Source organism: Pseudarthrobacter linnaei, assembly GCF_055412825.1.
The window spans coordinates 31,235-56,330 of record NZ_JBVAYX010000018.1 but is presented as its reverse complement, the minus strand read 5'-3'; the positions used below and the strand labels follow the sequence as shown (position 1 = coordinate 56,330).

General features: G+C 68.2%; 21 protein-coding genes. 20 read left to right on the top strand and 1 reads right to left on the bottom strand.

The features are described 5' to 3' along the window. Positions 1 to 12: 12 nt before the first annotated feature. The 17 genes from ACZYZ3_RS14710 to dnaE all read left to right on the top strand — a co-directional run bounded on the left by ACZYZ3_RS14710 (position 13) and on the right by dnaE (position 21,484). Positions 13 to 1,671, top strand: a complete 1,659-nt coding sequence (locus ACZYZ3_RS14710) for a UDP-N-acetylmuramoyl-L-alanyl-D-glutamate--2,6-diaminopimelate ligase (protein ID WP_463964554.1) — start codon at positions 13 to 15, stop codon at positions 1,669 to 1,671. A gap of 6 nt (positions 1,672 to 1,677) precedes the next feature. After that, complete coding sequence (locus ACZYZ3_RS14705; protein ID WP_463964553.1) at positions 1,678 to 3,288, top strand: UDP-N-acetylmuramoyl-tripeptide--D-alanyl-D-alanine ligase; 1,611 nt, start codon at positions 1,678 to 1,680, stop codon at positions 3,286 to 3,288. Then, a complete protein-coding gene (gene mraY, locus ACZYZ3_RS14700) occupies positions 3,285 to 4,394 on the top strand; it encodes a phospho-N-acetylmuramoyl-pentapeptide-transferase (RefSeq protein ID WP_463964552.1) in 1,110 nt (369 codons plus the stop codon). The genes ACZYZ3_RS14705 and mraY overlap by 4 nt, the downstream gene beginning before the upstream one ends. Then, a complete protein-coding gene (gene murD / locus ACZYZ3_RS14695) occupies positions 4,376 to 5,977 on the top strand; it encodes a UDP-N-acetylmuramoyl-L-alanine--D-glutamate ligase (protein WP_463964551.1) in 1,602 nt (533 codons plus the stop codon). The genes mraY and murD overlap by 19 nt, the downstream gene beginning before the upstream one ends. Before the next feature lie 2 nt (positions 5,978 to 5,979). Continuing rightward, complete coding sequence (gene ftsW / locus ACZYZ3_RS14690) at positions 5,980 to 7,545, top strand: putative lipid II flippase FtsW (RefSeq protein ID WP_463964550.1); 1,566 nt, start codon at positions 5,980 to 5,982, stop codon at positions 7,543 to 7,545. A 6-nt stretch (positions 7,546 to 7,551) separates the two neighbouring features. Continuing rightward, positions 7,552 to 8,739, top strand: a complete 1,188-nt coding sequence (murG, locus tag ACZYZ3_RS14685; protein WP_463964549.1) for an undecaprenyldiphospho-muramoylpentapeptide beta-N-acetylglucosaminyltransferase — start codon at positions 7,552 to 7,554, stop codon at positions 8,737 to 8,739. A gap of 4 nt (positions 8,740 to 8,743) precedes the next feature. Continuing rightward, on the top strand, positions 8,744 to 10,159 hold the full coding sequence (gene murC / locus ACZYZ3_RS14680; RefSeq protein ID WP_463964548.1) for a UDP-N-acetylmuramate--L-alanine ligase: 1,416 nt from the start codon (positions 8,744 to 8,746) through the stop codon (positions 10,157 to 10,159). Then, positions 10,152 to 11,015 (top strand): cell division protein FtsQ/DivIB, encoded by an 864-nt coding sequence (locus tag ACZYZ3_RS14675; protein ID WP_463964547.1) that lies wholly within the window; start codon positions 10,152 to 10,154, stop codon positions 11,013 to 11,015. Before murC ends, ACZYZ3_RS14675 begins: the two co-directional genes overlap by 8 nt. Positions 11,016 to 11,226: 211 nt before the next feature. Beyond that, a complete protein-coding gene (gene ftsZ, locus ACZYZ3_RS14670; protein WP_463964546.1) occupies positions 11,227 to 12,462 on the top strand; it encodes a cell division protein FtsZ in 1,236 nt (411 codons plus the stop codon). A 92-nt stretch (positions 12,463 to 12,554) separates the two neighbouring features. Further along, entirely contained in the window at positions 12,555 to 13,379 is an 825-nt protein-coding gene (locus ACZYZ3_RS14665; protein ID WP_463964545.1) for a purine nucleoside phosphorylase YfiH/LACC1 family protein, read from the top strand. Between the two features lie 12 nt (positions 13,380 to 13,391). Further along, positions 13,392 to 14,135 (top strand): YggS family pyridoxal phosphate-dependent enzyme, encoded by a 744-nt coding sequence (locus tag ACZYZ3_RS14660; RefSeq protein WP_463964544.1) that lies wholly within the window; start codon positions 13,392 to 13,394, stop codon positions 14,133 to 14,135. Between the two features lie 88 nt (positions 14,136 to 14,223). Beyond that, a complete protein-coding gene (locus ACZYZ3_RS14655) occupies positions 14,224 to 14,754 on the top strand; it encodes a cell division protein SepF (RefSeq protein ID WP_463964543.1) in 531 nt (176 codons plus the stop codon). Positions 14,755 to 14,892: 138 nt separating this feature from the next. After that, positions 14,893 to 15,201, top strand: a complete 309-nt coding sequence (locus tag ACZYZ3_RS14650; RefSeq protein ID WP_463964542.1) for a YggT family protein — start codon at positions 14,893 to 14,895, stop codon at positions 15,199 to 15,201. Positions 15,202 to 15,350: 149 nt separating this feature from the next. Beyond that, positions 15,351 to 16,037 (top strand): DivIVA domain-containing protein, encoded by a 687-nt coding sequence (locus ACZYZ3_RS14645; RefSeq protein ID WP_463964541.1) that lies wholly within the window; start codon positions 15,351 to 15,353, stop codon positions 16,035 to 16,037. Between the two features lie 139 nt (positions 16,038 to 16,176). Continuing rightward, on the top strand, positions 16,177 to 16,761 hold the full coding sequence (gene lspA / locus ACZYZ3_RS14640; RefSeq protein WP_463964540.1) for a signal peptidase II: 585 nt from the start codon (positions 16,177 to 16,179) through the stop codon (positions 16,759 to 16,761). Further along, the gene (locus ACZYZ3_RS14635) at positions 16,751 to 17,833 is read left to right on the top strand and encodes an RluA family pseudouridine synthase (protein ID WP_463964539.1); all 1,083 of its coding nucleotides are present in this window, start codon (positions 16,751 to 16,753) and stop codon (positions 17,831 to 17,833) included. Before lspA ends, ACZYZ3_RS14635 begins: the two co-directional genes overlap by 11 nt. Before the next feature lie 93 nt (positions 17,834 to 17,926). Beyond that, positions 17,927 to 21,484 (top strand): DNA polymerase III subunit alpha, encoded by a 3,558-nt coding sequence (gene dnaE / locus ACZYZ3_RS14630; RefSeq protein WP_463964538.1) that lies wholly within the window; start codon positions 17,927 to 17,929, stop codon positions 21,482 to 21,484. A 114-nt stretch (positions 21,485 to 21,598) separates the two neighbouring features. Here dnaE and ACZYZ3_RS14625 read toward each other — a convergent pair whose 3' ends face one another. Beyond that, positions 21,599 to 22,099 carry a flavin reductase family protein gene (locus ACZYZ3_RS14625; protein WP_463964537.1) on the bottom strand — a complete coding sequence of 167 codons (501 nt, stop codon included), beginning with the start codon at positions 22,097 to 22,099 and terminating at the stop codon, positions 21,599 to 21,601. Between the two features lie 166 nt (positions 22,100 to 22,265). Between ACZYZ3_RS14625 and ACZYZ3_RS14620 the strand changes: the two genes are divergently transcribed. From ACZYZ3_RS14620 to nrdR, 3 genes are all read left to right on the top strand, one after another. Beyond that, positions 22,266 to 22,967 carry a hypothetical protein gene (locus ACZYZ3_RS14620; protein ID WP_463964536.1) on the top strand — a complete coding sequence of 234 codons (702 nt, stop codon included), beginning with the start codon at positions 22,266 to 22,268 and terminating at the stop codon, positions 22,965 to 22,967. Continuing rightward, complete coding sequence (gene hisD, locus ACZYZ3_RS14615) at positions 22,964 to 24,355, top strand: histidinol dehydrogenase (protein ID WP_463964535.1); 1,392 nt, start codon at positions 22,964 to 22,966, stop codon at positions 24,353 to 24,355. Before ACZYZ3_RS14620 ends, hisD begins: the two co-directional genes overlap by 4 nt. A 146-nt stretch (positions 24,356 to 24,501) precedes the next feature. Next, positions 24,502 to 24,993, top strand: a complete 492-nt coding sequence (nrdR, locus tag ACZYZ3_RS14610) for a transcriptional regulator NrdR (protein WP_463964534.1) — start codon at positions 24,502 to 24,504, stop codon at positions 24,991 to 24,993. Positions 24,994 to 25,096: the final 103 nt, after the last annotated feature.

Sequence of the window (25,096 nt, the reverse complement as noted above, 5' to 3'; positions counted from 1 at the left end):
ACGGAGATCCACGTGACAGACCAGAATGCCCCCGGCGCTTCCGCCGCGCAGTCCGGCCCGGGGCCCGCCCCGGGCTTCAGGCCCACGGCGGTTGCTGCCGTGCCGCTGGCCGCCATCGGCGAGGCAATCGGCGTCGTTGTCCCCGGGGCGGCGGGCTCCGTCGCGGTCACCGGGATCTCCCTGAACTCCCGCACCGTCCAGCCCGGCGACCTCTACGTCGCCCTGCCCGGCGCGAGCCGGCACGGCGCCGACTTCGTCTCCCAGGCGCTGGCGGCCGGAGCGTCCGCCGTCCTGACGGACGACGCCGGTGCGCGCCTGCTTGCGTTCTCCCACGACATCGCCGTGCCGGTGCTGCTGGCCGGGGAACCCCGCAGCCTCGTCGGGCGGCTGTCCGCCCTGATCTATCGGAGCCGGCCGCAGGACGAGCCCGCTCCGGCCCTCTATGGCGTCACGGGCACCAACGGCAAGACCACCACGACCTACTTCATCAACGCCCTGCTGCAGGCCCTTGGGCAGAAGACAGGACTGATCGGCACCATCGAGATCCTGGCCGGCGGGGCTCCGATCCCCAGCCTCCTGACCACCCCGGAGTCCACCGACGTCCACGCGCTGCTGGCCATGATGCGCGAACGCGGCCTCGATGCGGCCTCGATGGAGGTTTCCTCGCATGCCATTTCCTTCCACCGCGTGGACGGGGTCCAGTTCGACGTCGCCGGCTTCACCAACCTGACCCAGGACCACCTCGACCTGCACGGCAGCATGGAGGAGTACTTCGAGACCAAGGCCCGGCTGTTCGCCCCCGGGCGGGCCCGCAGCGCCGTCGTGACCGTCGACGACGACTGGGGCGTGAAGCTTGCCGCAGCCGCCGGCATCCCGGTGACCACGCTAGCCGCGCACGTCACCGGCGGGGTGGCCGGAACGCCCGAAGCCGCGGACTGGACGGTCCTCCACCAGGCCCCGCGCGGACTCGGCACGGTCTTCACCCTCCGCCACCGCGACGGCACCGAGCTGCGCGTCCACACCGGGCTGCCCGGAAGCTTCAATGTGGCCAACGCCGCGCTGGCAACCGCCATGGTGCTCGCGGGCGGCCACGATGCCGCGGCAGTCCAGGCCGCGCTCGACGCCGGCGACCCCTTCACCGTCGCGGTCCCCGGCCGCATGCAGCTCGTCTCCACCGCCCCCGCCGCGGTGGTCGACTTTGCGCACAACCCCGATGCCCTGGCCCGCGCACTGGAGGCTGTCCGCTCCCCGGAACCGGGGTCCCGGGTGATCATTGTCTTTGGCGCCACCGGACAGCGGGACCAGGGCAAGCGCCCCGCCATGGGTGCCATCGCCGCGCGCCTCGCCGACATCGTCATTGTCAGCGACGACGACCCGCACGACGAGGACGCCGCGGAGATCCGCGCCGACGTCCTGGTGGGCGCAGTCGAGGCCAAGGAGCAAGAGGGCCTGGACTGCAGCATCATGGAGGTCTTCCCCCGCGATACCGCCATCCGGAAGGCCGTGGAACTCGCGGACCCGGCCGACACCATCCTCGTCGCGGGACGGGGCCACGAGATTTGGCAAGAAGTCAAGGGCGTCAACCTCGCCCTTGACGACAGGGTGGAGCTCCGCTCTGCCTTGACAGCTCGGGGATTCACCGTTCTCGAAGACCAGCGGATAGAGTCCTAAACCGAGATGATTGCATTTACCGCGGCGGAAATCGCCGACATAACGAACGGCCGGCTGGCCGCCGACCCGGGAACCACCCCCGGCTCCGTGGTCACCGACTCCCGGGAAGCCGCCCCGGGTTCCCTCTACGTGGCCAAGCCGGGCGACACGGCCGACGGCCATGACTTCGTCGGTGCGGCCTTCGACCGCGGCGCCGTACTGGCCCTGGTCGAACACGACGTCGCCGACGCCGCCGGCCGCAGCTACCCCGCCATCGTGGTCCAGGACTCGGTCATCGCGATGGGCGCCCTGGCCGCGGAAACCGTCCGGCGGATCCGCGCCGGCCGCGCGGCCGACGGCGAGCCGCTGACCGTGATTGGCATCACCGGGTCCGCCGGCAAGACCACCACCAAGGACCTGCTGGCCGGGATCCTGGCCGCGGAAGGCAACACCATTGCCCCGCAGGGTTCCTACAACGGCGAAGTCGGGGTCCCGCTCACGGTCTTCAAGGCCGGGGTCGACACCCGTTACCTCGTGATCGAGATGGGCGCCACGGGCGTCGGGCACATCAGCTACCTCGCCGAGATGGTCCGCCCCGACATCGGGGTGGTCCTTGGTGTCGGCACGGCCCACGCCGGCGAATTCGGCGGCGTGGACAACATCGCCCTCGCCAAGGGCGAGCTCGTCGAAGCCCTGCCTGCCACCGGCACCGCCGTCCTCAACCTGGACGACGCCCGCGTCGCCGCCATGGCCGCACGCACGCGGGCCACCGTGCTCGGCTACACCGCCAGGCCTGCCCGCGACAGCCTGATCGACACAGTCGAGGCACACACCAACGCTACAAACACTGGCGAAGCAGGCGCCGCCGGAGCAAGCACCGCCGCTGCAGAGCTGGTCCGTGCCGGGAGCCTCGGGCTCACGGCCGGCGGCAGCCCCGAATTCGACCTCTTCCTGCCGGGTGAAAGCGCCGGGCACCACGTCGCGGCCCGGCTGATCGGCGCCCACCACACCGCCAACCTGCTGGCAGCGGCGGCGGCGGCCCACGCCGCCGGCGTTCCCGCCGCGCGCATCGCGGCCTCGATGAGCGCACAGACAGCCGCCAGCCGGTGGCGGATGGAACGCACCGAACGGCCCGACGGCGTCACCGTCATCAACGACGCGTACAACGCCAACCCGGAATCCATGCGCGCCGCACTGCGCACCCTCGCCGACCTCGGCCGGGGCCGCCGGACCTGGGCCGTGCTCGGTGCCATGCTGGAGCTGGGCCCCGACTCCATCCGTGAACACATGGCCGTGGGCACCCAGGTGGTCCGGCTCAACATCTCCCGGCTCGTCGTCGTCGGACGCGAGGCCCGGTCCCTGTACGTCTCAGCCGTCAACGAGGGGTCCTGGGGCGACGAATGCGTCTTCGCCGAGACCCCGGAGGAAGCCTACGAGCTCCTGCAGGCCGAGCTGGAGCCCGGTGACCTGGTGCTCTTCAAGTCCTCCAACAGCATCGGGCTGCGCCACCTGGGCGATCGGATAGCATTACCCCCACAGACCCCCGGGACCGCTGCGGGTCCCGCTGAGGGAAGGGCTGCCGGAAACGCAGCCGGAGACGCCGCCGGAACCGCCACTGAAGGGAGTGCGCTGCTGTGATAGCACTGCTGATGGGCTCTGGACTGGCCCTGTTGTTCGCCTTCCTGGGCACCCCGCTCTTTATCCGCTTCCTCGTCCGTAAGAGCTACGGGCAATTCATCCGGGATGACGGACCCACCACCCACCACACGAAGCGCGGCACCCCCACCATGGGCGGCACCATTGTGGTCCTGGCGGTGCTCGCCAGCTACGGCATCACGCACGGCGTGATGTGGATGATCAACCCGGCATCCCCGGGCCCGTCCGCCTCAGCCATCCTGCTGCTGTTCCTTATGGTCGGCATGGGGCTGGTCGGCTTCCTGGATGACTTCATCAAGATCTCCAAGCAGCGGAGCCTGGGCCTGAACGCCAAGGCCAAGCTGATCCTGCAGGCCGCCGTGGGCATCATCTTCGCGGTCCTGGCCCTGCAGTTCCCGGACGAGAACGGCGTGACGCCCGCGTCCTACCAGATCTCCCTGGTCCGCGATATCCCGTGGCTGAACCTGGCCTTCGCCGGCACCCTGATCGGGGCCATCCTCTTCGTGCTGTGGTCGAACCTGATCATCACCGCCGCCACCAACGGCGTGAACCTCACGGACGGCCTCGACGGCCTCGCCGCCGGCGCCTCCATCATGGTCTTCGGCGCCTACACCCTGATGGGGATCTGGCAGAGCAACCAGGCCTGCGGCTCGCCCCGGCAGGCCGGCGCAGGCTGCTACATCGTCCGCGACCCGCTGGATCTGGCCCTGCTCGCCGCCATCCTCAGTGCGGCGCTGGTCGGCTTCCTGTGGTGGAACACCTCACCGGCCAAGATCTTCATGGGCGACACCGGATCGCTGGCCATCGGCGGCGCCGTCGCCGGTTTCGCCATCCTGTCCCGGACCGAGCTGCTGTTGGCCTTCATCGGCGGCCTCTTCGTCCTGATTACGCTCTCAGTCATCATCCAGGTCGGCTACTTCAAGATCACCAAGGGCAAACGGTTCTTCAAGATGGCCCCGCTCCAGCACCACTTTGAACTCAAAGGCTGGGCCGAGGTCACCGTCGTCGTCCGGTTCTGGATCCTGTGCGGACTCTTCGTCGCCGCCGGCCTGGGCATCTTCTACGCCGAATGGGTGGTCCTGCTGTGACCGGTCCGATTCCCGTCCCCCTCACCACCTCACCCAGGCTCCAGGGCCTGGTCAGTTGGGACTCCGACTGGGCCGGACTCCGGGTCGTCGTCACCGGCATCGGCGTCTCCGGCTTCGCCGCCGCCGACACGCTGATCGAACTGGGCGCCCGCGTGGTCGTGGTGGACGCCGCCACCGGCCCCACTGCGCAGGCCCAGGCGGACACTCTTCGCATCGTCGGCGCTGCCGGCGTCCTGCTGGGCGGGGACGCGGTGGAGGCCGTTCCGGAAATCGACGGCGCCAAGCCGGACCTGATCGTCACCTCCCCGGGCTGGCGGCCGGACCAGGCGCTGCTCGCTGCCGCGGCCCGGGCCCACATCCCGGTCTGGGGCGACGTCGAACTCGCCTGGCGGCTTCGCGAACGCCAGGGGCGCAAGACCGCCGACTGGCTGACCATCACCGGCACCAACGGCAAGACCACCACCGTCGGGCTGACGGAGTCGATGCTGCAGGCGGCCGGGCTCAAGGCCATCGCCGTCGGCAACGTCGGCACGCCGATCCTGGACGCCCTGCGCGATCCGGTGGACTACGATGTCTTCGCCGTCGAGCTCTCCAGCTTCCAGCTGCACTGGTCCGACTCCATCTCGCCCGTGGCGAGCGTCTGCCTCAATGTCGCCGAGGACCACGTCGACTGGCACGGCTCCTACGCTTCCTACCTGGCGGACAAGGCCAAGGTCTACGAACATACCCAGAAGGCGTGCATCTACAACGCCGAGCAGATCGAAACCGAACGCATGGTTGAGGACGCCGACGTCGTCGAGGGCTGCCGCGCGGTGGCCTTCACCACGCTCACACCGGCCGTCAGCATGCTCGGCGTCGTCGAAGGACTCCTGGTGGACCGCGCCTTCATTGCCGAGCGCAGGGACAGCGCCGCCGAACTGGCATCGGTGTCTGACCTCGGCCCGGTGGCTCCCCGCCACATGGTGGCCAATGCCCTGGCCGCCGCTGCCCTCGTCCGGGCCTACGGCGTCGAACCCGCCGCCGTCCGCAAGGGCCTGCTGAACTACCTGCCGGGGGACCACCGCATCCAGCTCGTCGCCCGCCACGACGATATCCTCTGGGTCAACGACTCCAAGGCCACCAACCCGCATGCCGCCGCCGCCTCGCTCTCCGCGTTCGAGAGCGTCGTGTGGATCGCAGGCGGGCTGTCCAAGGGCGTCAACTATGAGCCGCTGGTCCAAGAGCACGCCCGGCGGCTCAAGGCAGTGGTCCTCATCGGTGCGGACTCCAGCGATCTCCGCTCCGCGCTGCAGCGACACGCACCCGATGTCCCCGTGATCGACGCGGGGAAGGGCGAAAATGAAGAGGTGCAGACTGCCGGGACGGCCGGTGCCGTGGCAGGACCCTCGCCGGTTTTCGGTGAGACTGTGATGGCCCAGGCCGTTGCGTCGGCAGCGCAGCTGGCCGCCTCCGGGGACACTGTGCTCCTGGCCCCGGCGGCAGCATCCATGGATCAGTTCTCTTCCTACGCTCACCGTGGCGACGCCTTCATCGAAGCAGTCCGCGAGCTCGTGGAAGGGCAGGCTCAGACCAGCGAGGAGTAACAATGGTCAGCACGCCCACACGTCACCCCGCAGCCGCACCGGCCGCAACCAGGGCGCCCGCCGCAAAGCCACCGGCAGCGAAAGCACCAGCGGCCGGGGCTCCAACAGGCCCGCAAGCGGCCGTCCGGAGAGCCCAGGGCTGGTACCGGACATTCTGGTCCGCCCTGGAAGGAACCGGGAAATCCCGCAACGGCTCCACGTACTACCTGATCCTGGGATCAACCCTCGCGCTGACGGCCATCGGCATCATGATGGTGCTGTCCGCTTCCAGCGTCGAAGCCATCGCGGCAGGGGAGTCGCCCTACACCGCGGCCCTTAAGCAGGGGATGTTCGCCGGGATCGGGCTGTTCTTTATGTTCCTGCTCTCGCGGGTCAATGTCGTCTGGCTCAAGCGCGGCGCCTGGATCGCCATCCTCGTGGCGTTCGTGCTGCTGGTGCTCGTACTGCTCGTGGGCCGCAGCGCCCTCGGCAACCAGAACTGGATCGACATCGGACCTTTCACCTTCCAGCCCTCCGAGGCGGCCAAACTGGCGCTTGCCCTGTGGATGGCCACCGTCCTGGACCGCAAGGCCAAGCTGCTGTCCCAGGCCAAGCATGCCCTGATCCCCGTCGTGCTCCCGGGCGCCGCCGGAGTGATCGGGCTCATCCTCATGGGCAACGACCTCGGCACTGCCATGATCGTCATGATGATCACGGCCGCCGCCCTGTTCTTCGCCGGAGTGCGGCTGTACCTGTTCGGCATCGCCGGAATCGTCCTCGCCGCGGCCACCGCTGTCCTGGCCATCACGAGCCCCAACCGTGTCTGCCGCATCCTGTCCTGGACCGGGCAGACATGCGCGGACGGCTCCGACCTGAACTACCAGTCCACCAACGGCCTCTACGGGCTCGCCTCCGGTGGATGGTTCGGGGTGGGGCTGGGCCAGAGCCGGCAGAAGTACAGCTGGATCCCGGAAGCCCATAATGACTTCATCTTCGCCATCATCGGCGAGGAGCTTGGACTCGTCGGAACCCTGGTGGTGCTGGTCCTCTTCGCCATCCTGGGCACCGCCATCTACCGCGTGGTGGTGGCCCAGAAGGCCATGTTCCACCGGGTCCTGGCCGGCACCATCATGGTCTGGCTGCTCGGCCAAGCGACGGTCAACATGGCCGTGGTCACCGGGCTGGCCCCCGTGGTGGGAATCCCGCTCCCGTTCATTTCCTACGGCGGCTCGGCGCTGCTCATGTCGCTGTGCGCGATCGGCGTAGTCTTGTCACTGGCCCGGGCCCAGATGGCGCCCGGCCTGCAGCCCAAACGGCTGTTCAGGTTCGGCCCGGCCGGACTCGCGGCGTCCCTGCGGAAGCGGACTGCGGCGCGCACCGCGGCCGGACAGTCCGGCAAGTCCGGCAAGTCCGGCACGTCCGGACAGCCCGGCACCTCCGGCAAGCCCGGCAAATCCGGGAACAGTCCGGCAGCCGGGACCACCCCGGCCCGAAAGGCCACCGGCACGGCGGCCGCCGGAGCACCGGCTGCCGGAACACGGACCGCAAGAACGCCCGCCCCCAGTAATCCCGCACGAAAGCGTAAATAGGCCTCCATGAACACCGATGCATCTTTGTCCGTCGTCCTCGCCGGCGGCGGAACAGCCGGGCACATCAGCCCGCTCCTGGCCATCGCGAACGCACTCCGCGAGGCCCGCCCCGGTGCGCGGCTCCTGGCCGTCGGAACACCCGGCGGGATGGAAGCCCGGCTGGTCCCGGCCGCGGGACTGGACCTCGCCACAGTCAGCCGGGTGCCCTTCCCGCGCAGGCCTTCAATGGACCTGCTCCGGCTCCCCGGCCGGCTGGCCGGCGCCGTGAAACAGGCCGGCGTCATCCTCGACGGGGCGGAAGCGGACATCCTGGTCGGCGTCGGCGGGTACGTCTGCACCCCGATGTATCTCGCCGCCTGGCGCCGGAAAATCCCCATCGTCATCCACGAGGCGAACACCCGCCCGGGACTGGCGAACCGGGTGGGAGCCCGGCTGGGCGGACACGTCGCCGTCGCTTTCGCCGCCACCAGGCTGGGCGCCTCCCGGCACGTCGGCATGCCGATGCGCAAGGAAATCTCCGGCCTTGACCGGAAAGCGGCCCGGGCCGAGGCCCGGGCCGCCCTCGGCCTGGACCCGGACCGTCCGGCCCTGATTGTTACCGGCGGCTCCTCGGGCGCCCAAAGCATCAACCGCACCATCGCCGCCTCGGCCGGCCTCCTCGCGGAGGCCGGCATCCAGACCCTGCACCTCACCGGACGCGGCAAGGCAGTCCACGACGCCGACGGCAAGCCCCTCGCGGCCGCCGGCTACCAGCAGCGCGAATACGTCGACGGGATGGAAACCGTGTACGCAGCGGCAGACCTGCTGCTGGCCAGGTCCGGGGCGGCGACGGTTTGCGAGGTCGCCGCCGTCGGCCTGCCCGCCGTCTTCGTTCCGCTGCCGATCGGCAACGGCGAACAGGCCCTCAACGCCGCCGGACTCGTCGCAGCGGGAGGCGCCCTGCTCGTGGAGGACAGCACGTTTTCGCCCGGCTGGGTCAGCGAGCACATCATCCCGCTGCTCCAGGATCCCGACAGGCTCGCCCGGATGGCGGCCAGCGCCGAAAAACTCGGCATCCGGGACGCTGACCAGCGCATGGCCGGCCTCGTCCTGGAAACGGCGGCCGCGGTGAGCGCAAAGTCCCGGCAGGCACAGTCATTGAAGGCAAAGTCGTTGAAGGCAAAGCCCTCGACGCAGCACAGCAGGAAGCGGTAACGCAATGACCCAGCCCGAACACCAGCACATCCCCGCAGCGGCCCGCACCGGGGACGACCTCGGCCGGGTGCACTTCATCGGCATCGGCGGCGTCGGGATGTCCGCCGTGGCCCGCATCCTGGTGGCCCGAGGGCTGCCGGTCAGCGGCTCCGACGCCAAGGACCTGCCCGTGATGGCGGACCTGGCCGCCGCCGGCGCGCGGATCGGCGTCGGCTACGACGCTGCCAACCTGGGCGACGCACAAACCGTGGTCGCCGGTTCAGCCATCCGCCCGGACAATCCCGAACTCGTCGCGGCCCGGGACGCCGGGCTGCCTGTGCTGCACCGCTCCGAGGCCCTGGCGGCCGCGATGGCACAGGACACCGCCGTCACCGTGGCCGGCACGCACGGCAAGTCCACCACGACGTCGATGATCACCGTCCTCCTGCAGGGCGCCGGCCTGGACCCGTCCTTCGCCATCGGCGCGAACGTCCCGGCGCTGGGCGTCAACGCCGCCAGCGGCAGCTCGCCGGTCTTCGTCGCGGAAGCCGACGAATCCGACGGGTCCTTCCTGAACTACCGCCCGCAGATCGCCGTGGTGACCAACGTGGAGCCGGACCACCTCGACTACTACGGCACCGCCGAGGCCGTCTACGCCTCTTTCGACCGCTTCGCCGCCCTGCTTCCGGCCGACGGCGTGCTGGTTGCCTGTGCGGACGACCCCGGCGCCCGGGCACTTGCCCTGCGGACCCTGGAGCGCGGCAACACGCGCGTCGTGCTCTACGGCACCGGCGATGACGCCGAGGTTGTGCTGCACGACGGCGGCCCGGGGGACGTCGCGATCACCACCCCCGCGGGGCGCTTCCCTCTCGAGCTGCACGTCCCCGGGCGGCACAACGCCCTGAACGCGGCGGCCGCCTTCGCCGTCGCCCTGGAACTCGGAGTGGACCCCGGCCTGGCCGCCGGGGCCCTGGCCCACTTCACGGGGGCGTCCCGGCGCTTCGAATTCAAGGGCGGGGGCCGCGGGGTCCGGGTCTACGACGACTACGCCCACCACCCCACCGAAGTCCGCGCGGCCCTGTCCGCAGCCCGGTCGGTGGCTGGCGGCCACAAGCTGCACGTCCTCTTCCAGCCGCACCTGTTCTCCCGGACCCGGGAATTCGCCGAGGAGTTCGCCGCGGCACTCAACACCGCCGACACCGCACTGGTCCTGGACATCTACCCCGCCCGCGAAGATCCCATTCCCGGCGTCAGCAGCCAGCTGATTGCGGCGCACCTTGGCTCCGGCGGCCGGCTCGTCGGACCGGGCGACGAGGCTGTGCAGTCCGTTGTCTCCGCCGCCGCGCCGGGGGACATCGTGCTCACGGTCGGAGCCGGCGACGTCACCGCCTACGGGCCGCTGATCGTCGCGGCCCTGACCAACGGTGCCCACGGTGCCTAGCACCCGCCGGCCCAGCTACCGGGCGGGCGCACGCCGGCCGCCCGCGGCGCGCGCGGAGTCGGGGTCTTCGGACGTCATCTCCGCCTCCAAGGACAGCCCCGCGGGCGGCCATGCCACCGCCCCGCCGGCCCCGGACAACGTGCTGTCCTTCCCGGAACCCAAAGCCAAACGCCGCAGGCGTATCCTGCAGGGCACCATCGCGGCCCTGGTGGTGCTGGTCGGGGGCATCCTTGCCGCCGCCGTCTACTCGCCGGTCCTGGCCGTCCAGACAGTCACCGTGGAGGGGACCAAACTTCTGACACCGGACCAGGTGCGGACGGCCCTCGCGCCGCTGCAGGGCAAGCCGCTGCCGCAGATCAGCGACGACGACGTGACAGCCCTCCTGCAGCCGCTGGTCCAGGTCAAGAAGGTCACCGCCGAGGCCCGCCCGCCGTCGACGCTTCAGGTCAAGGTGACCGAACGCGTGCCGGTGGCATTGGTCAAACAGGGAGAGGCGCACCAGCTCGTCGACGTCGACGGCGTGAACCTCAGCGATACCGCCGACCCGGCCTCGGTTCCGCTACCGGTCATCGATGGCGGAGGCGGCACCCTGCCCAGGGACCTGTTCCATGCGATCACCGAAGTCCTGGGGGCCCTGCCGCCCGATGTGCTGGCCAGACTCTCGAACGCCTCGGCGAAGTCAGTGGACGCCGTTGAACTCAAGCTCGTCGACGGCCAGACGATTGTCTGGGGCAACGCGGGGGAGAAGGAGCTTAAGGCAAAGGTCCTCGAAGCCCTGCTGAAGGCACCCGCGGACCCGAAAAACCCGGTGCGGACCTACGATGTCAGCGTCCCGCGGCACCCGGTCACCCGATAGCCGCCGATCACTTCGGGGAAGCTATTTCACCGCTAATACCGCGACACGCGGCGCCGGTAATTGAATGTCCCCGGCATAGGAAATAGCGTCACAACATGAGTTACTTGACATAACTATAACCTTCAACTCGAAGGTTAGGGTTTAAAGCTTCAAGTCCGGCTCCATCAGTTTTCGCAATAGCGCAATAGAACACGAACAAGGGACACGTAACGTGGCAGCTCCGCAGAATTACTTGGCCGTCATCAAGGTCGTCGGCATCGGCGGCGGTGGCGTGAACGCAGTCAACCGCATGATCGAGGTGGGTCTTCGCGGCGTCGAATTCATCGCGGTCAACACCGATGCCCAGGCATTGTTGATGAGCGATGCAGACGTCAAGCTCGACATCGGGCGTGAGCTGACACGCGGCCTGGGAGCCGGTGCGAACCCGGAGGTCGGCCGGCAGGCTGCAGAGGACCACGCCGAGGAAATTGAAGAGGTCATCCGCGGCGCGGACATGGTCTTTGTCACCGCCGGCGAAGGCGGCGGCACGGGCACCGGGGGCGCTCCCGTCGTGGCCCGCATCGCCCGGTCGCTCGGCGCGCTTACCATCGGCGTTGTCACCCGCCCCTTCACCTTCGAAGGCCGCCGCCGCGCCGGCTCCGCCGAAGCCGGCATCGACGCCCTCCGCGACGAAGTCGACACCCTGATTGTTATCCCGAACGACCGCCTGCTCTCCATCAGTGACCGCAACGTCTCCGTCCTCGACGCGTTCCGTTCCGCCGACCAGGTCCTGCTCTCCGGTGTCCAGGGCATTACCGACCTGATCACCACCCCGGGCCTGATCAACCTCGACTTCGCCGACGTCAAGTCCGTGATGCAAGGCGCAGGCTCGGCGCTGATGGGAATCGGCTCGGCCCGCGGCGAAGACCGCGCGGTCAAGGCTGCGGAACTCGCCATCGCCTCCCCGCTGCTGGAGGCATCCATCGACGGAGCCCACGGCGTGCTGCTGTCGATCCAGGGCGGTTCGGACCTCGGACTCTTCGAAATCAACGAGGCGGCCCGTCTGGTCCAGGAAGTCGCCCACCCCGAGGCCAACATCATCTTCGGTGCGGTCATCGACGACGCCCTCGGCGACGAGGCCCGCGTCACGGTCATCGCGGCCGGCTTCGACGACGTCAAGGCCACCTCGCCGTCCATGGACCAGTCCCTTCCGCAGTCGGCTCCGCAGCGTCCGGCAGCGCCGGCAGCAGCCCCGGCCCAGGCTCCGGCCTCGGCCCAGGTCCAGCCGCTGCACGCCACGGTCGGCGCCTCCGGCTACGGCGCCTCCGGCTACGGCGGCTGGGGCCAGCAGCGACCGTCAGCAGTCCCGGCAGACGCCGGCTTCGACGTCGACCTGCCGTCCGTTGTGGAGCCGGACCTGTCCGGCCGCCACTCTGACGACCTGGATGTCCCTGACTTCCTCAAGTAAATCCTGATGCACCATGGCACTGCCGGATGGCAGTGCCATGGTGCTTTCTCGTAGGATCGAAGTTCTGCAAACAAATTTGGGCGGTGTGCTGAGTGTTCTCGTGGCGGGCGGAAGTCCGGCCCGGCGTGTGGGTGGCTTTCACCGACGCCGAGGCCGGCAACCTGGCGCTCCATGTCGGCGACGACCCGGCCGAGGTCGGGCACCGGCGCCGGGCCATCGAGGCGGCGCTGGGACTTAGCGGCCGGCCCTTCCAGTACATGAATCAGGTCCACGGCAACAACGTCGCCGGCATTGGCGCCGCTTCGGCGGTGGCCGGTGCCGGCGCCCCCACGGCCGGCGCCCCCACGGCCGGCGCCCCCACGGCCGGCCCCCCGGCTGCAGGCGTGCCGGCTGCCGGCGCCCCCACGGCCGACGCGATGGTGTCCTTCGGCGAACCCCTGGCCGTGATGGTGGCGGACTGTGTGCCGGTCGTCCTGGTGGGGGACAGAGCCGACGGAACATCCCCCGTCCTGGCGGTGGTGCACGCCGGGCGCCCCGGCGTTGCCTCCGGCGTCGTCCCGGCGGCGGTGGCGCGCATGCACGCGCTGGGCGCGGCAGGGCTGGGCGCCTGGATCGGCCCGTCCGTCTGCGGGCGCTGCTACGAGGTCCCCGGTGACATGCGCGACCACGTGGCGGCCCTGGTTCCCGCGGCCCGCTGCACCACCTCCCGCGGCACCCCTGGCCTGGACCTCCCGGCCGCCGTCCGCAGCCAACTGCAGGACGCCGGCGTCGGGGTCGAATACTCCGGGGGCTGCACCCTGGAGGACGACACCCTGTTCTCCTACCGCCGTGACCCGGACACCGGACGGTTCGCGGGACTCGTATGGACCGACGCCGGTCACTCCGTCCGGGGACCCGTCGGGCGAATGAGTAAATGAGTGAATGAGCGGATGACTGAACACGAGCCCGAACCCGGGCAGCACGATCCCCGGCTGGAGCAGCTCCGCGGGCGGCTCGCCGCCGTCCGGCAGCGCATCGACACCGCCGTCGCGGCCGCCGGCCGGCAGGAACGTCCGCGGCTGATCGTGGTTACCAAATTCCACCCCGCCGACGACGTCCGGCGGCTCGCCGCGCTCGGCATCACCGACGTCGGCGAGAACCGGGACCAGGAGGCCGCGGAGAAGGCTGGCGCATTGGTCGGGCTGCAGCTCCGCTGGCACTTCATCGGCCAGCTCCAGAGCAACAAGGCCAAGTCCGTCGTCAAATACGCCCACGCCGTGCACTCTGTGGACCGGCCGCAACTGGCCGCCGCCCTGGCCAGGGCCATGGCCGCCGAACAGGAACGGACCGGGCGGGCGCCGCTGGAGTGCTTCATCCAGGTCAGCCTCGACGACGAGGCGGGCGCCCACCGCGGCGGCGCCCTTCCGGCAGACGTCCCGGCGCTGGCAGAGCAGCTGGCCGCAGCGGAGGGGCTCCGCCTGGCCGGCGTGATGGCGGTCGCCCCCTTCGGCGCGGATCCGGTACCGGCATTCGAGAAGCTTGCGGAGCTGTCCGCCGGGCTGGCCGCCGTCCACCCCGGTGCCACGGGCATCTCCGCGGGCATGAGCCAGGATCTGGAACAGGCCGTCCGCTTCGGGGCGACACACCTGCGCGTTGGCTCCGATATTCTCGGTCCGCGTCCGGCGTTGCGGTAGGTTCAACGTATTGGAAGGTAATGGCGGGGATTCCAAGGCTACTAAGTCAAATGATCGGCCCGCTGACGGACACGATTAGGAGTCGACCATGGCCGGCGCTCTGCGCAAGACAATGATCTATCTTGGGCTCGCCGATGGCGACGAACACTATGAGTCCGAGCACCAAACATCGCACAAGGATGAGGACAATTCCATGGATCATGACCGCGAGGAACGCCGCGCACCGGCGCCTGTCCGCGAGGTCCCCAAGGAAGAGCCCTACGCCGCTGAAGAGGAATATCGCGCACCTGTGACACCCATCAAGCGAGCGGCATCAAGCCGTGAAGAGCACACCGGACTCCGCCAGATCACCACGATCCACCCGCGGTCCTACAACGACGCCAAACTCATCGGTGAAAGCTTCAGGGACGGCATCCCCGTCATCATGAACGTCACGGACATGGGTGAAGCAGACGCCAAGCGGCTCGTCGACTTCTCCGCCGGACTGGTCTTTGGACTCCGCGGCAGCATCGAGCGGGTCACCAACAAGGTCTTCCTGCTGTCGCCGTCGTACGTTGAAGTCATCGGCGACGACAAGAAGGTCAGCGAGACGCAGGCGGCCTTCTTCAACCAGAGCTAGACGGGGATTCTTCCGACAGATGCCAGGCAAGGACACCTTGTCTGGCATCCTTGCTGAATTTTCCGTGTTGAAATAGAGGCGTAACCATCAAGAGGACACTGCGGTATCCGGAATGAACATGGAGATATGAGCTAACTCATGGGAATTGTTTTCGGACTTGTCTATATCGCCCTGCTGTTGTTCTTTGTTGCCCTCATCGTCCGGCTGATCTTCGACTGGGTGCAGATGTTTGCGCGGAGCTGGCGGCCGCGCGGCGCGGCCCTCGTCACCGCACACGCTGTGTATTCCGTCACAGACAAGCCCCTCACACTGCTCCGGCGGTTCATCCCGCCGCTGCGGCTGGGGGGAATCTCCCTGGACCTCGGCTTCCTGCTCCTCTTTGTGGCAGTCACCATTGCCATGGCGGTAGCCAAGTACCTGGTGCTCTCCCAGCCCATCGTGGCGTAGCCGGCCCGCGGGCCCTGTCCGCGACCACCAACAGATTGAAACTCCGGTTTGACACTGCGGTGTTGAATTAGAGTAACCAGACCATATTTAGGTACCGTAGTTTGACGGCCGAAAGGCCTACTGACTAACTAGACCAACGAGGTGACCAGATGGCTTTGACGCCAGAAGACGTTGTCAACAAGCGCTTTCAGCCGACCAAGTTCCGCGAAGGCTACGACCAGGATGAAGTTGATGACTTCCTGGACGAGATCGTCGTCGAACTGCGACGCCTGAACCAGGAGAACGACGAGCTGCGCAAGAAGCTCGCCGAACTGGGCGCCGGCACGCCTGCCAGCTCCGCCGCCGCGGCTCCCGTCGTGGAAAAGGTTCCGGCACCCGTCAAGGTCGAGAAGGAAGACCGCGCCAAGGCAGAGGCCGAGGCCAAGGCCGCTGAAGCTGCCAAGGCTGCTGAAGCTGCCAAGAAAAAGGAAGCCGAGCAGGCAGCCGCCCCGGCACGCACCGTTGCCTCCCCGGCCGCCGAGTCCGCTGCAGGCCTGCTGGCCATGGCGCAGCAGATGCACGACAAGCACGTCGCCGACGGTGAGCAGCAGCGCGACAAAATCATCGCCGAAGCGCAGATCGAGGCCAGCAGCCTCGTCAACGACGCCCAGGAGAAGTCCCGCAAGATCCTCGGCGCCCTCGAGCAGCAGCGCTCCGTGCTGGAACGCAAGGTCGAGCAGCTCCGCGGCTTCGAGCGTGACTACCGCTCACGCCTGAAGGCCTACATCGAGGGCCAGCTGCGTGACCTGGACGCCCGTGGCTCTGTCGCGGCCCCTGAGGTCGAAGCCAGCAGCTAGGCGGAAAGCCAAGTATTCTGAAAGCCGGTGGCTGAGGATTCCTCGTCCGCCGGCTTTTGGCATTAACCCCCGGTTACCCCGGCGGCCGTGACCAAGCACCAGCTCCCAGTCCCCGCACTGGCCCGCGAACGAAAGCCTTATGACTGACGCACCATCACCCGACGCCACGCCGCCCGCTGAGTCGGTCCACACTGGCCCCACCAGGCCGCGGCCGCGCCGTGCCCTGCTGCTCGCCGTCTTCTTTGGCCTGGCGGTGTTCGCCTACGTCTTCGACCAGCTGACCAAACTGTGGGTTACCGGGAACATGACCGAGGGGGAGAGGATCCCGGTGCTGCCCCCGCTGTTGCACTGGTACTTCATCCGCAACTCCGGCGCTGCGTTCTCGATTGGCGAGAACGTCACCTGGGTGTTCACCATCATCATGACAGCGGTTTCCATCGCCATCCTGCTGCAGCTCCGCAAGCTGGGGTCGCTTTGGTGGGCCCTGGCCCTCGGGCTGCTGCTCGGCGGGGCGCTGGGCAACCTCACCGACCGGCTGTTCCGTGAGCCGTCGTTCGCCATGGGCCATGTCGTGGACTTCATCCAGCTCCCGAACTTCGCGATCTTCAATATCGCCGACTCGGCCGTGGTGTCCTCCGTGGTGATCATCTGCCTGCTGACGCTGCGCGGGATCTCGCTGGACGGCACCCACCTGACCAAGGACACAGCGAAACATGACTCCTGAGCACACGGCGCCTGAACCCAACACGCCCGAGGACCTGGTCCCCGAGGACCTGGCCCCCGAGGACCTGGCGTCAGCCGGTGGCCCGCCGGGGGACATCCTGCCCGAAGACGTCGACGACGACGTCGCTGCCGGTGCCACGGCCGCTGCCTCCTACAGGTTTGTGGTGCCGGATGAACTGGCGGGAAGCCGGGTGGATGCCGGGCTGGCGAAACTCATGGACATTTCCCGTTCACTGGCCGCCACGCTGATCGCGGAGGGCCACGTCATCAGCAAGGACAAAGCGGTCGGAAAGTCGCTCAAGCTTGCCTCCGGCGCCGTGCTCGACGTCACCGTCCCGGCACGCCGGGACCCCCTGGAAATTGTGGAGGAAGTAGTGGAAGGCCTGAACATCCTGCTGGACGATGACGAGTTCGTCGTTATCGACAAACCGGTCGGTGTGGCCGCGCATCCCTCGCCGGGCTGGGTGGGACCCACGGTCGTCGGCGGCCTGGCCGGCCTCGGCTACCGGATCTCCACGTCTGGCTCCCCGGAACGCTCCGGCATCGTCCACCGGCTCGACGTCGGGACGTCCGGGGTGATGGTGGTCGCCAAAACCGAAGACGCGTACACCGCGCTCAAGCGTGCCTTCAAGGAACGCACCGTGGACAAGGTCTACCACGCCGTGGTCCAGGGCCTTCCGGATCCGCTGGCCGGCACCATCGACGCCCCGATCGGCCGCCACCCGGGCCACGACTGGCGTTTCGCCGTGATCGAGGACGGCCGGGACTCCATCACGCACTATGAGGTCCTGGAGGCATTCGGGAAGGCCTCGCTCGTGGAAGTCCACCTCGAGACCGGCCGCACCCACCAGATCCGGGTCCACTTCTCCGCACTGCACCACCCCTGCGCCGGTGACCTGACCTACGGCGCGGACCCGCGCCTCGCCGCCACGCTGGGACTCACCCGGCAGTGGCTGCACGCCCGGCAGCTGGGCTTCGACCACCCCCGGACGGGGGAGCGGGTCACGGTCACCAGCGAGTACCCGCAGGACCTGCGGTACGCGCTGGAGGTCCTGGAGTCCGGACAGGCCTGACGCTCCTGCTGCGCCGCCGGATGTGACGTGGCAGATCGGGCGGCGGCCGGGGTGCCGCGCCGAAAGGTCGGTGCGCGGCACTAGAATGATTCGGTGACTTCCAGCAACGACTCGTTTGTCCATCTCCACAACCACACCGAGTACTCGATGCTGGACGGCGCCGCCCGGCTCAGTGAACTGTTCGATGAAACCGAGCGGCTCGGCATGCCGGCCCTCGCCACGACGGACCACGGCTACCTCTTCGGCGCCTTCGACTTCTGGAAACGGGCCACGGACCAGGGCATCAAACCGATCATCGGCGTCGAGGCCTATGTCACACCGGGGACGGCGCGCACGGACAAAACCCGCGTCCGCTGGGGCGAGGAAAACCAGCGCAAGGACGACATCTCCGGCGGTGGCGCCTACACCCACATGACGCTGCTCAGCTACAACAACGTGGGCATGCGGAACCTGTTCCGCGCCTCGTCGCTCGCCTCCCTGGACTCCGTCTTCGGCAAATGGCCCCGGCTGGACCGCCAACTGCTGAACACCTACTCCGAAGGCCTGATTGCCACCACCGGCTGCCCGTCCGGTGAGGTCCAGACCCGGCTCCGGCTCGGGCAGTACCGGGAAGCCGTCGAGGCGGCCGCCGAGTTCCGCGACATCTTCGGCGCCGAGAACTACTTCTGCGAACTCATGGACCATGGCCTGGACATCGAGCGGCGCGTCACCGGTGACCTGTTGCGTCTGGCCAAGGAACTGAACCTGCCGCTGGTGGCCACCAACGACCTTCACTACACCCACGAGCACGACGCGAAGGCGCACGAGGCCCTGCTGGCCATCCAGTCAGGCTCCACCCTGCTGGAGCCCACGTACGACAATGGCGGCTCGCGCTTCGCCTTCTCCGGCAGCGGCTACTACCTGAAGTCACCTCAGGAGATGCGGGAACTGTTCCGCGACCACCCGGAGGCGTGCGACAACACCCTCCTGATCGCCGAGCGCTGTGAAGTGTCCTTCAACACCGGCGCCAACTACATGCCCCGTTTCCCCTGCCCCGAGGGGGAGGACGAAACGTCCTGGCTGGTCAAGGAGGTCGACAAGGGACTCCAGTACCGCTATCCCAAGGGCATCCCGGACAAGGTGCGCACGCAGGCCGACTACGAACTCGGCGTCATCACGTCCATGGGGTTCCCGGGCTACTTCCTCGTGGTGGCCGACTTCATCAACTGGGCCAAGAACAACGGCATCCGGGTGGGTCCCGGACGTGGCTCGGGCGCCGGGTCCATGGTGGCCTACGCCATGCGCATCACCGACCTCGATCCGCTGCACCACGGCCTGATCTTCGAGCGCTTCCTCAACCCGGACCGCGTTTCCATGCCCGACTTCGACGTCGACTTCGATGACCGGCGCCGCTCTGAAGTCATCGACTACGTCACCCGCAAGTACGGCGACGAGCGCGTCGCGATGATCGTCACCTACGGCACCATCAAGACCAAGCAGGCGCTCAAGGACTCCTCGCGCGTGCTCGGCTACCCGTTCAGCATGGGCGAGCAGCTGACCAAGGCCCTGCCGCCGGCCGTGATGGCCAAGGACATCCCGCTGGCGGACATCCAGAACAAGGACTCCAAGCGCTACAGCGAGGCCGGTGACTTCCGGCAGCTGATCGCCACGGACCCGGAAGCCGCCAAGGTGTTTGAGACGGCGCTCGGCATCGAGGGCCTGAAACGCCAGTGGGGCGTCCACGCGGCCGGCGTCATCATGTCCTCGGACCCGATCATCGACGTCATCCCGGTGATGCGCCGTTTCCAGGACGGGCAGGTCATCACCCAGTTCGATTACCCCACGTCCGAGGGCCTCGGTCTGATCAAGATGGACTTCCTCGGACTGCGGAACCTCACGATCATTTCCGACGCCCTCGAGAACATCAAGATGAACCGCGGCGAGGACCTGGACCTGGAGGCGCTGGAACTCGACGACACGGCGTCCTACGAGCTGCTGGCCCGGGGCGACACCCTGGGGGTGTTCCAGCTCGACGGCGGCCCGATGCGCTCCCTGCTCAAGCTCATGAAGCCTGACAACTTCGAAGACATCTCCGCCGTGCTGGCCCTCTACCGGCCCGGACCCATGGGCGCCAACGCGCACACCGACTACGCGCTGCGCAAGAACAAAATCCAGGACGTCATCCCGATCCACCCGGAGCTGGAGGAACCGCTCTCCGAAATCCTTGGCGGCACCTATGGCCTGATCGTGTACCAGGAGCAGGTCATGGCCGTGGCGCAGAAGCTCGCCGGCTACACCCTGGGCCAGGCCGACATCCTGCGCCGCGCCATGGGCAAGAAAAAGAAATCCGAGCTGGACAAGCAGTTCGCCGGCTTCTCCCAGGGCATGCAGGACAACGGCTACTCCATGGCCGCTGTCAAGACCCTCTGGGACATCCTGCTGCCGTTCTCCGATTACGCCTTCAACAAGGCGCACTCGGCCGCATACGGCGTGATCTCCTACTGGACCGCCTACCTCAAGGCCCACTATGCGCCCGAGTACATGGCCGCCCTGCTCACCAGCGTCGGAGACGACAAGGACAAGTCGGCGATCTACCTCAACGAATGCCGGCGCATGGGCATCACGGTGCTGCCGCCGGACGTCAACGAATCCGCGCTGAACTTCACCCCCGTCGGCACCGACATCCGCTTCGGCATGGGTGCCATCCGCAATGTCGGCGTCAACGTCGTCGAGGCCATGGTGGCCGCCCGGGACAAGGAAGGCGCCTACACCTCCTTCAAGGACTACCTGGTGAAGGTTCCGGCGGTGGTGTGCAACAAGCGCACCATTGAATCGCTGATCAAGGCCGGCGCATTCGATTCCCTCGGCCACCACCGGCGCGCCCTGGCGATGATCCACGAAGAAGCGATCGACTCCGTCATCACGCTCAAGCGCAATGAGGCGATCGGCCAGTTCGACCTCTTCGCCGGGTTCGACGAGGCCGAATCCGAGGCCTCGCTGAGCATCGAGATCCCGGACCTGCCCGAATGGGAGAAGAAGGACAAGCTCTCCTTCGAACGGGACATGCTCGGCCTGTACGTCTCCGACCACCCGCTGCAGGGGCTCGAGGGTGTCCTGAGCCAGCACGCCGACCAGTCCATCACCTCGCTCATCGCTGAGGACGGCCCGCATGACGGCACCATTGTCACCATCGCCGGCATGATCACCTCACTGAGCCGGCGGATCGCGAAAGCCAGCGGCAACGCCTACGCCCGCGCGGAAATCGAGGACCTGGGCGGTTCCGTCGAGGTCATGTTCTTCGGCCAGGTCTACGGCCCCATCGCCTCCGTGCTCGCCGAAGACCTGATCGTGGTGGTCAAGGGAAGGCTGCAGCGCCGCGATGACGGCGCCGTCGCCCTCAACTGCATGGAACTGTCCGTCCCGGACCTCAGCGAGGGCCTCAACGGCCCGGTGGTGATCACCATGCAGACCCACAAGGCGACCGAAGCGGTCGTGACCGAGCTCGGGGACGTGCTGCGCACACACCGCGGCAAGTCCGAGGTCCGGCTGCACCTGCAGGGCGACTCCAGGGTGGAGATCATGGGCCTGCCCGTGCATCTGCGGGTGAACCCCAGCCCCTCCCTGTTCGGGGACCTGAAGGTGCTGCTCGGCCCGACCTGCCTGGACAACTGATGTGCAGGGGTTCGCGGTCCCGGGTTGGGCCGCGCGCCCGCAAGCTGACAGCTAACGCCCATGCCGCTCCAGAACATGGGCGTCAAGGGTCACCTCGCGAGGCGAAGTAGCCGGTCAGATCTCGTAATCGAGCGGCGCGGGCTGGCCGTAAGCGCCGGAGTGGTAGAGCAGGGGAGCGCCGCCGGCGCCCACCTCGCCTTCCACGACCTCGACCACCACCACGGCGTTGTTCTCGAAGGAGAGCCGCATCTGGACCTTGCCGATCAGCCAGCCCGCCACGTCATTCAGGATCGGCACCTCGTGGGGTCCGAGCTCCCAGTGATCGCCTTCGAAGCGGTTGCTGGTCCGGGCAAAGCGGTCGGCCAGCGCCTGGTTCTCCAGCCCCAGCATGTGGACGCCGATGTAGGTGGTGTTGGCCACGGCCGGCCAGGAGCTGGACGTGCGGGCCATGTTGAACGTGAACCGGGGCGGCTTCGCCGAGAGCGAAGCCACCGAGGTTGCCGTGAAACCGAAGGGGACGCCGTTGAAGTTGGCGGTGATGATGGCCACGCCGGCCGCATGCCGGCGGAACAGTTCCTTAAAGGTTCCCTCGAAGGCTTGGTCCTCTGTGGCCACTGCGATCCAACTCCCTGCTGCACGTGTGTGATGTTCCTACCTGCCAGCGTATTGCGCCCGCGAACGGCGGCGGTACTTGTTTACCCGGAGGCGTCATGTGGAACGTCACCCGCGGATGCGCAGTGTCATGGGCCCGGCCGGGGGAAAGCTTGTTAAGGTTTGTTGCATGACACAACCGGCAGTGCACGGCCAGGTCCCGCAGGATGCCCCGCAGGAGACTCCCCGGTTCCCGCTCCGGGGTTCCGGGCCGGACGCGGCGTCCGGCGGGCCGGGCCACGACGCCGGCGGGCCGGGCAACGACGCCGGCGTCCGGGCCACGTCGTGGCGGAAGGCCGCCGTCATCGCCGCCGCCGGCATCCCGGTAGGGCTGCTCTGGTGGCTCCTGGCGCCCTCCGGGCTGAACCTGCTCTCGGGCGATCCGGAGCTGCGCAGCGGCGGCAACACGGAAGGGTGGCTGCCGCGGGACCTGGTGCTGGCGGGCCTGTTCCTGCTCGCCGGCTGCATTTCCGGCGCCGTCGCCTCCGGCAGCAAGCACGACGCGCGGTCCGGCCGGGACGTTGTCCTTGCCGTGGGTGCCGGCGCGCTGGGCGCCCTTGCCGCCTGGGTGACCGGCGTTGTGTGTGGCCTCTGGTGGGGAACGCCCGAGGACACCTCGGCCAGCGCCAGCATTGCCTTCTCGCTGCGGTCCGTCGCCGTCCTCGCGATCTGGCCGGCTGCAACCGCGCTGACCATCTTCCTGAACACTGTCTTCACGACGCCGGAATCCGGTCCGGGGCCCGACCACGCGGCCGCAGAGCAGGCCCGAACCGGCAGCCCCGATGTAACAGGCGCGGGACCCGCCGGGGCTGCCCGTAAAATGAACGGGTGACCCCTTCAGCTGACAGCTCCGTGCCCGCCGTTACTGCGCCCCCGGTTCCCGCCGATCTCAACTTCCGCACCGTCGACCTCCGCGGCCGGCGGCTGACCCTTGCCGGCCTCCGCGCCGCGGTGCCCCGGGCGCAGGCCGGCACCATGGCCGATGCCGAGCACAAAGTCGTGGACATCATCGACGCCGTCCGGACCCGGGGTTTCGAGGCGCTCAGCGAGCTAGCCCTTACCTTCGACGGCGTGGAGCAGTCGCATCCCCGGGTCCCCGCCGCCGCGCTGGCGGCGGCTCTGGCCGGGCTCGACCCCGCCGTGCGGGCAGCTTTGGAAGAGTCCATCCGGCGCGCGCGGCTTTTCGCCGACGCCCAGCGGCCGGCTGACACCGACGTCGAACTCGGCGACGGCGCGGTGGTCAGCCAGAACTGGGTCCCCGTGGCTCGCGTGGGCCTCTACGTCCCGGGCGGGCTGGCGGTCTACCCGTCCTCCGTGATCATGAACGTCGTCCCAGCCCTCGCCGCCGGTGTTGAATCCATCGCTCTGGCATCTCCGCCGCAGAAGGACTTCGGCGGGCTCCCGCACCCCACGATCCTCGCCGCTGCGTGCCTGCTCGGGATTGACGAGGTCTACGCCATCGGCGGCGCCCAGGCGATTGCGGCCTTCGCGTACGGTATCCCCGCCGGGGAGGACCAGGCAGGACTGGACCCGGTGGACGTCGTCACCGGCCCGGGCAACGTCTTCGTCGCCACGGCGAAGCGCCTCGTCAAGGGCGTCGTCGGCATCGATTCCGAGGCCGGCACCACCGAGATCGCGATCCTCGCCGACGCCACGGCACAGCCGAACCTGGTCGCAGCTGACCTCATCAGCCAGGCCGAGCACGACCCCAAGGCGGCGTCCGTGCTGATCACGGACTCCGAGAACCTCGCCGCCGCCGTCCGGGTGGAACTGGAGCGCCAGGCGGCAACAACCAAGCACAGTGCGCGGGTCCGTGAGGCCCTCTCAGGCCCGCAGTCCGGCGTCGTCCTGGTGGACAATTTGGACCAGGGCATCGCGGCGTGCAACGCCTACGCCGCCGAACACCTGGAGATCATGACGGCGGACGCGGCTGTTGTCGCGGGCCGGATTCGCAGCGCCGGGGCGATCTTCGTGGGGGACTACAGCCCCGTCAGCCTGGGCGACTACTGCGCCGGCTCCAACCACGTTCTGCCGACCAGCGGCACCGCAGCGTTCTCCTCGGGGCTGAACGTGACCACTTTCCTGCGCGCCATCCAGGTGGTCAACTACTCCCGTGCCGCCCTGGCGGAGGTCAGCGGCCACATCGTGAGCCTGTCCGGGGCGGAGGACCTGCCGGCGCACGGCGATGCGGTCACCGCCCGGTTCCCGCAGGGCACCTGACCACAACATGTAGTAATTACAGGCTTGTTATTCAGCTACATCTAGTCGTAAACTGATGGCGGAGCCAACCGCTCCGGCGATCCATAACGGCGGTCCACAACGCGATCACCGTCCGGCCACTCGCTTGCGACAGGGGAGGAAACGTCATGTACTGTCCGTTTTGCCGTAACCCTGATTCGCGTGTGGTGGACAGCAGGATCGCCGACGACGGTTCCGCCATCCGCAGGCGCCGTCAGTGCCCCGAGTGCGGCCGCCGGTTCACTACTGTCGAGACCACAAGCCTGACCGTGATCAAGCGGTCGGGTGTCGGTGAGCCGTTCAGCCGCAGCAAGGTCATCAACGGCGTCCGCAAGGCCTGCCAGGGCCGTCCCGTCACCGAGGACGACCTCGCGATGCTGGCCCAGGAAGTCGAAGAGGCAATCCGTGCGTCCGGCGCCGCGGAAATCGAGGCGCATGAAGTCGGCCTCGCGATCCTGAACCCGCTCCAGCGGCTCGACGAGGTCGCCTACCTGCGCTTCGCGAGCGTCTACCAGGCGTTCGAATCCCTGGAGGACTTCGAAGCCGCCATTTCGCTACTCCGCCATGAGGCCGAGACCAAGGGCCGCGAGGGCACGAGCCAGCAGAAGAGCCAGCTCTAGGCCCGTCCAGGAGCGCCGGCTCACAGACTCCGGTGGTGGCAACGGAGGGGAAGCCGCGGCCACCACCGGCACCACATAACAAAAGAGCTATCACTCCGGGCCG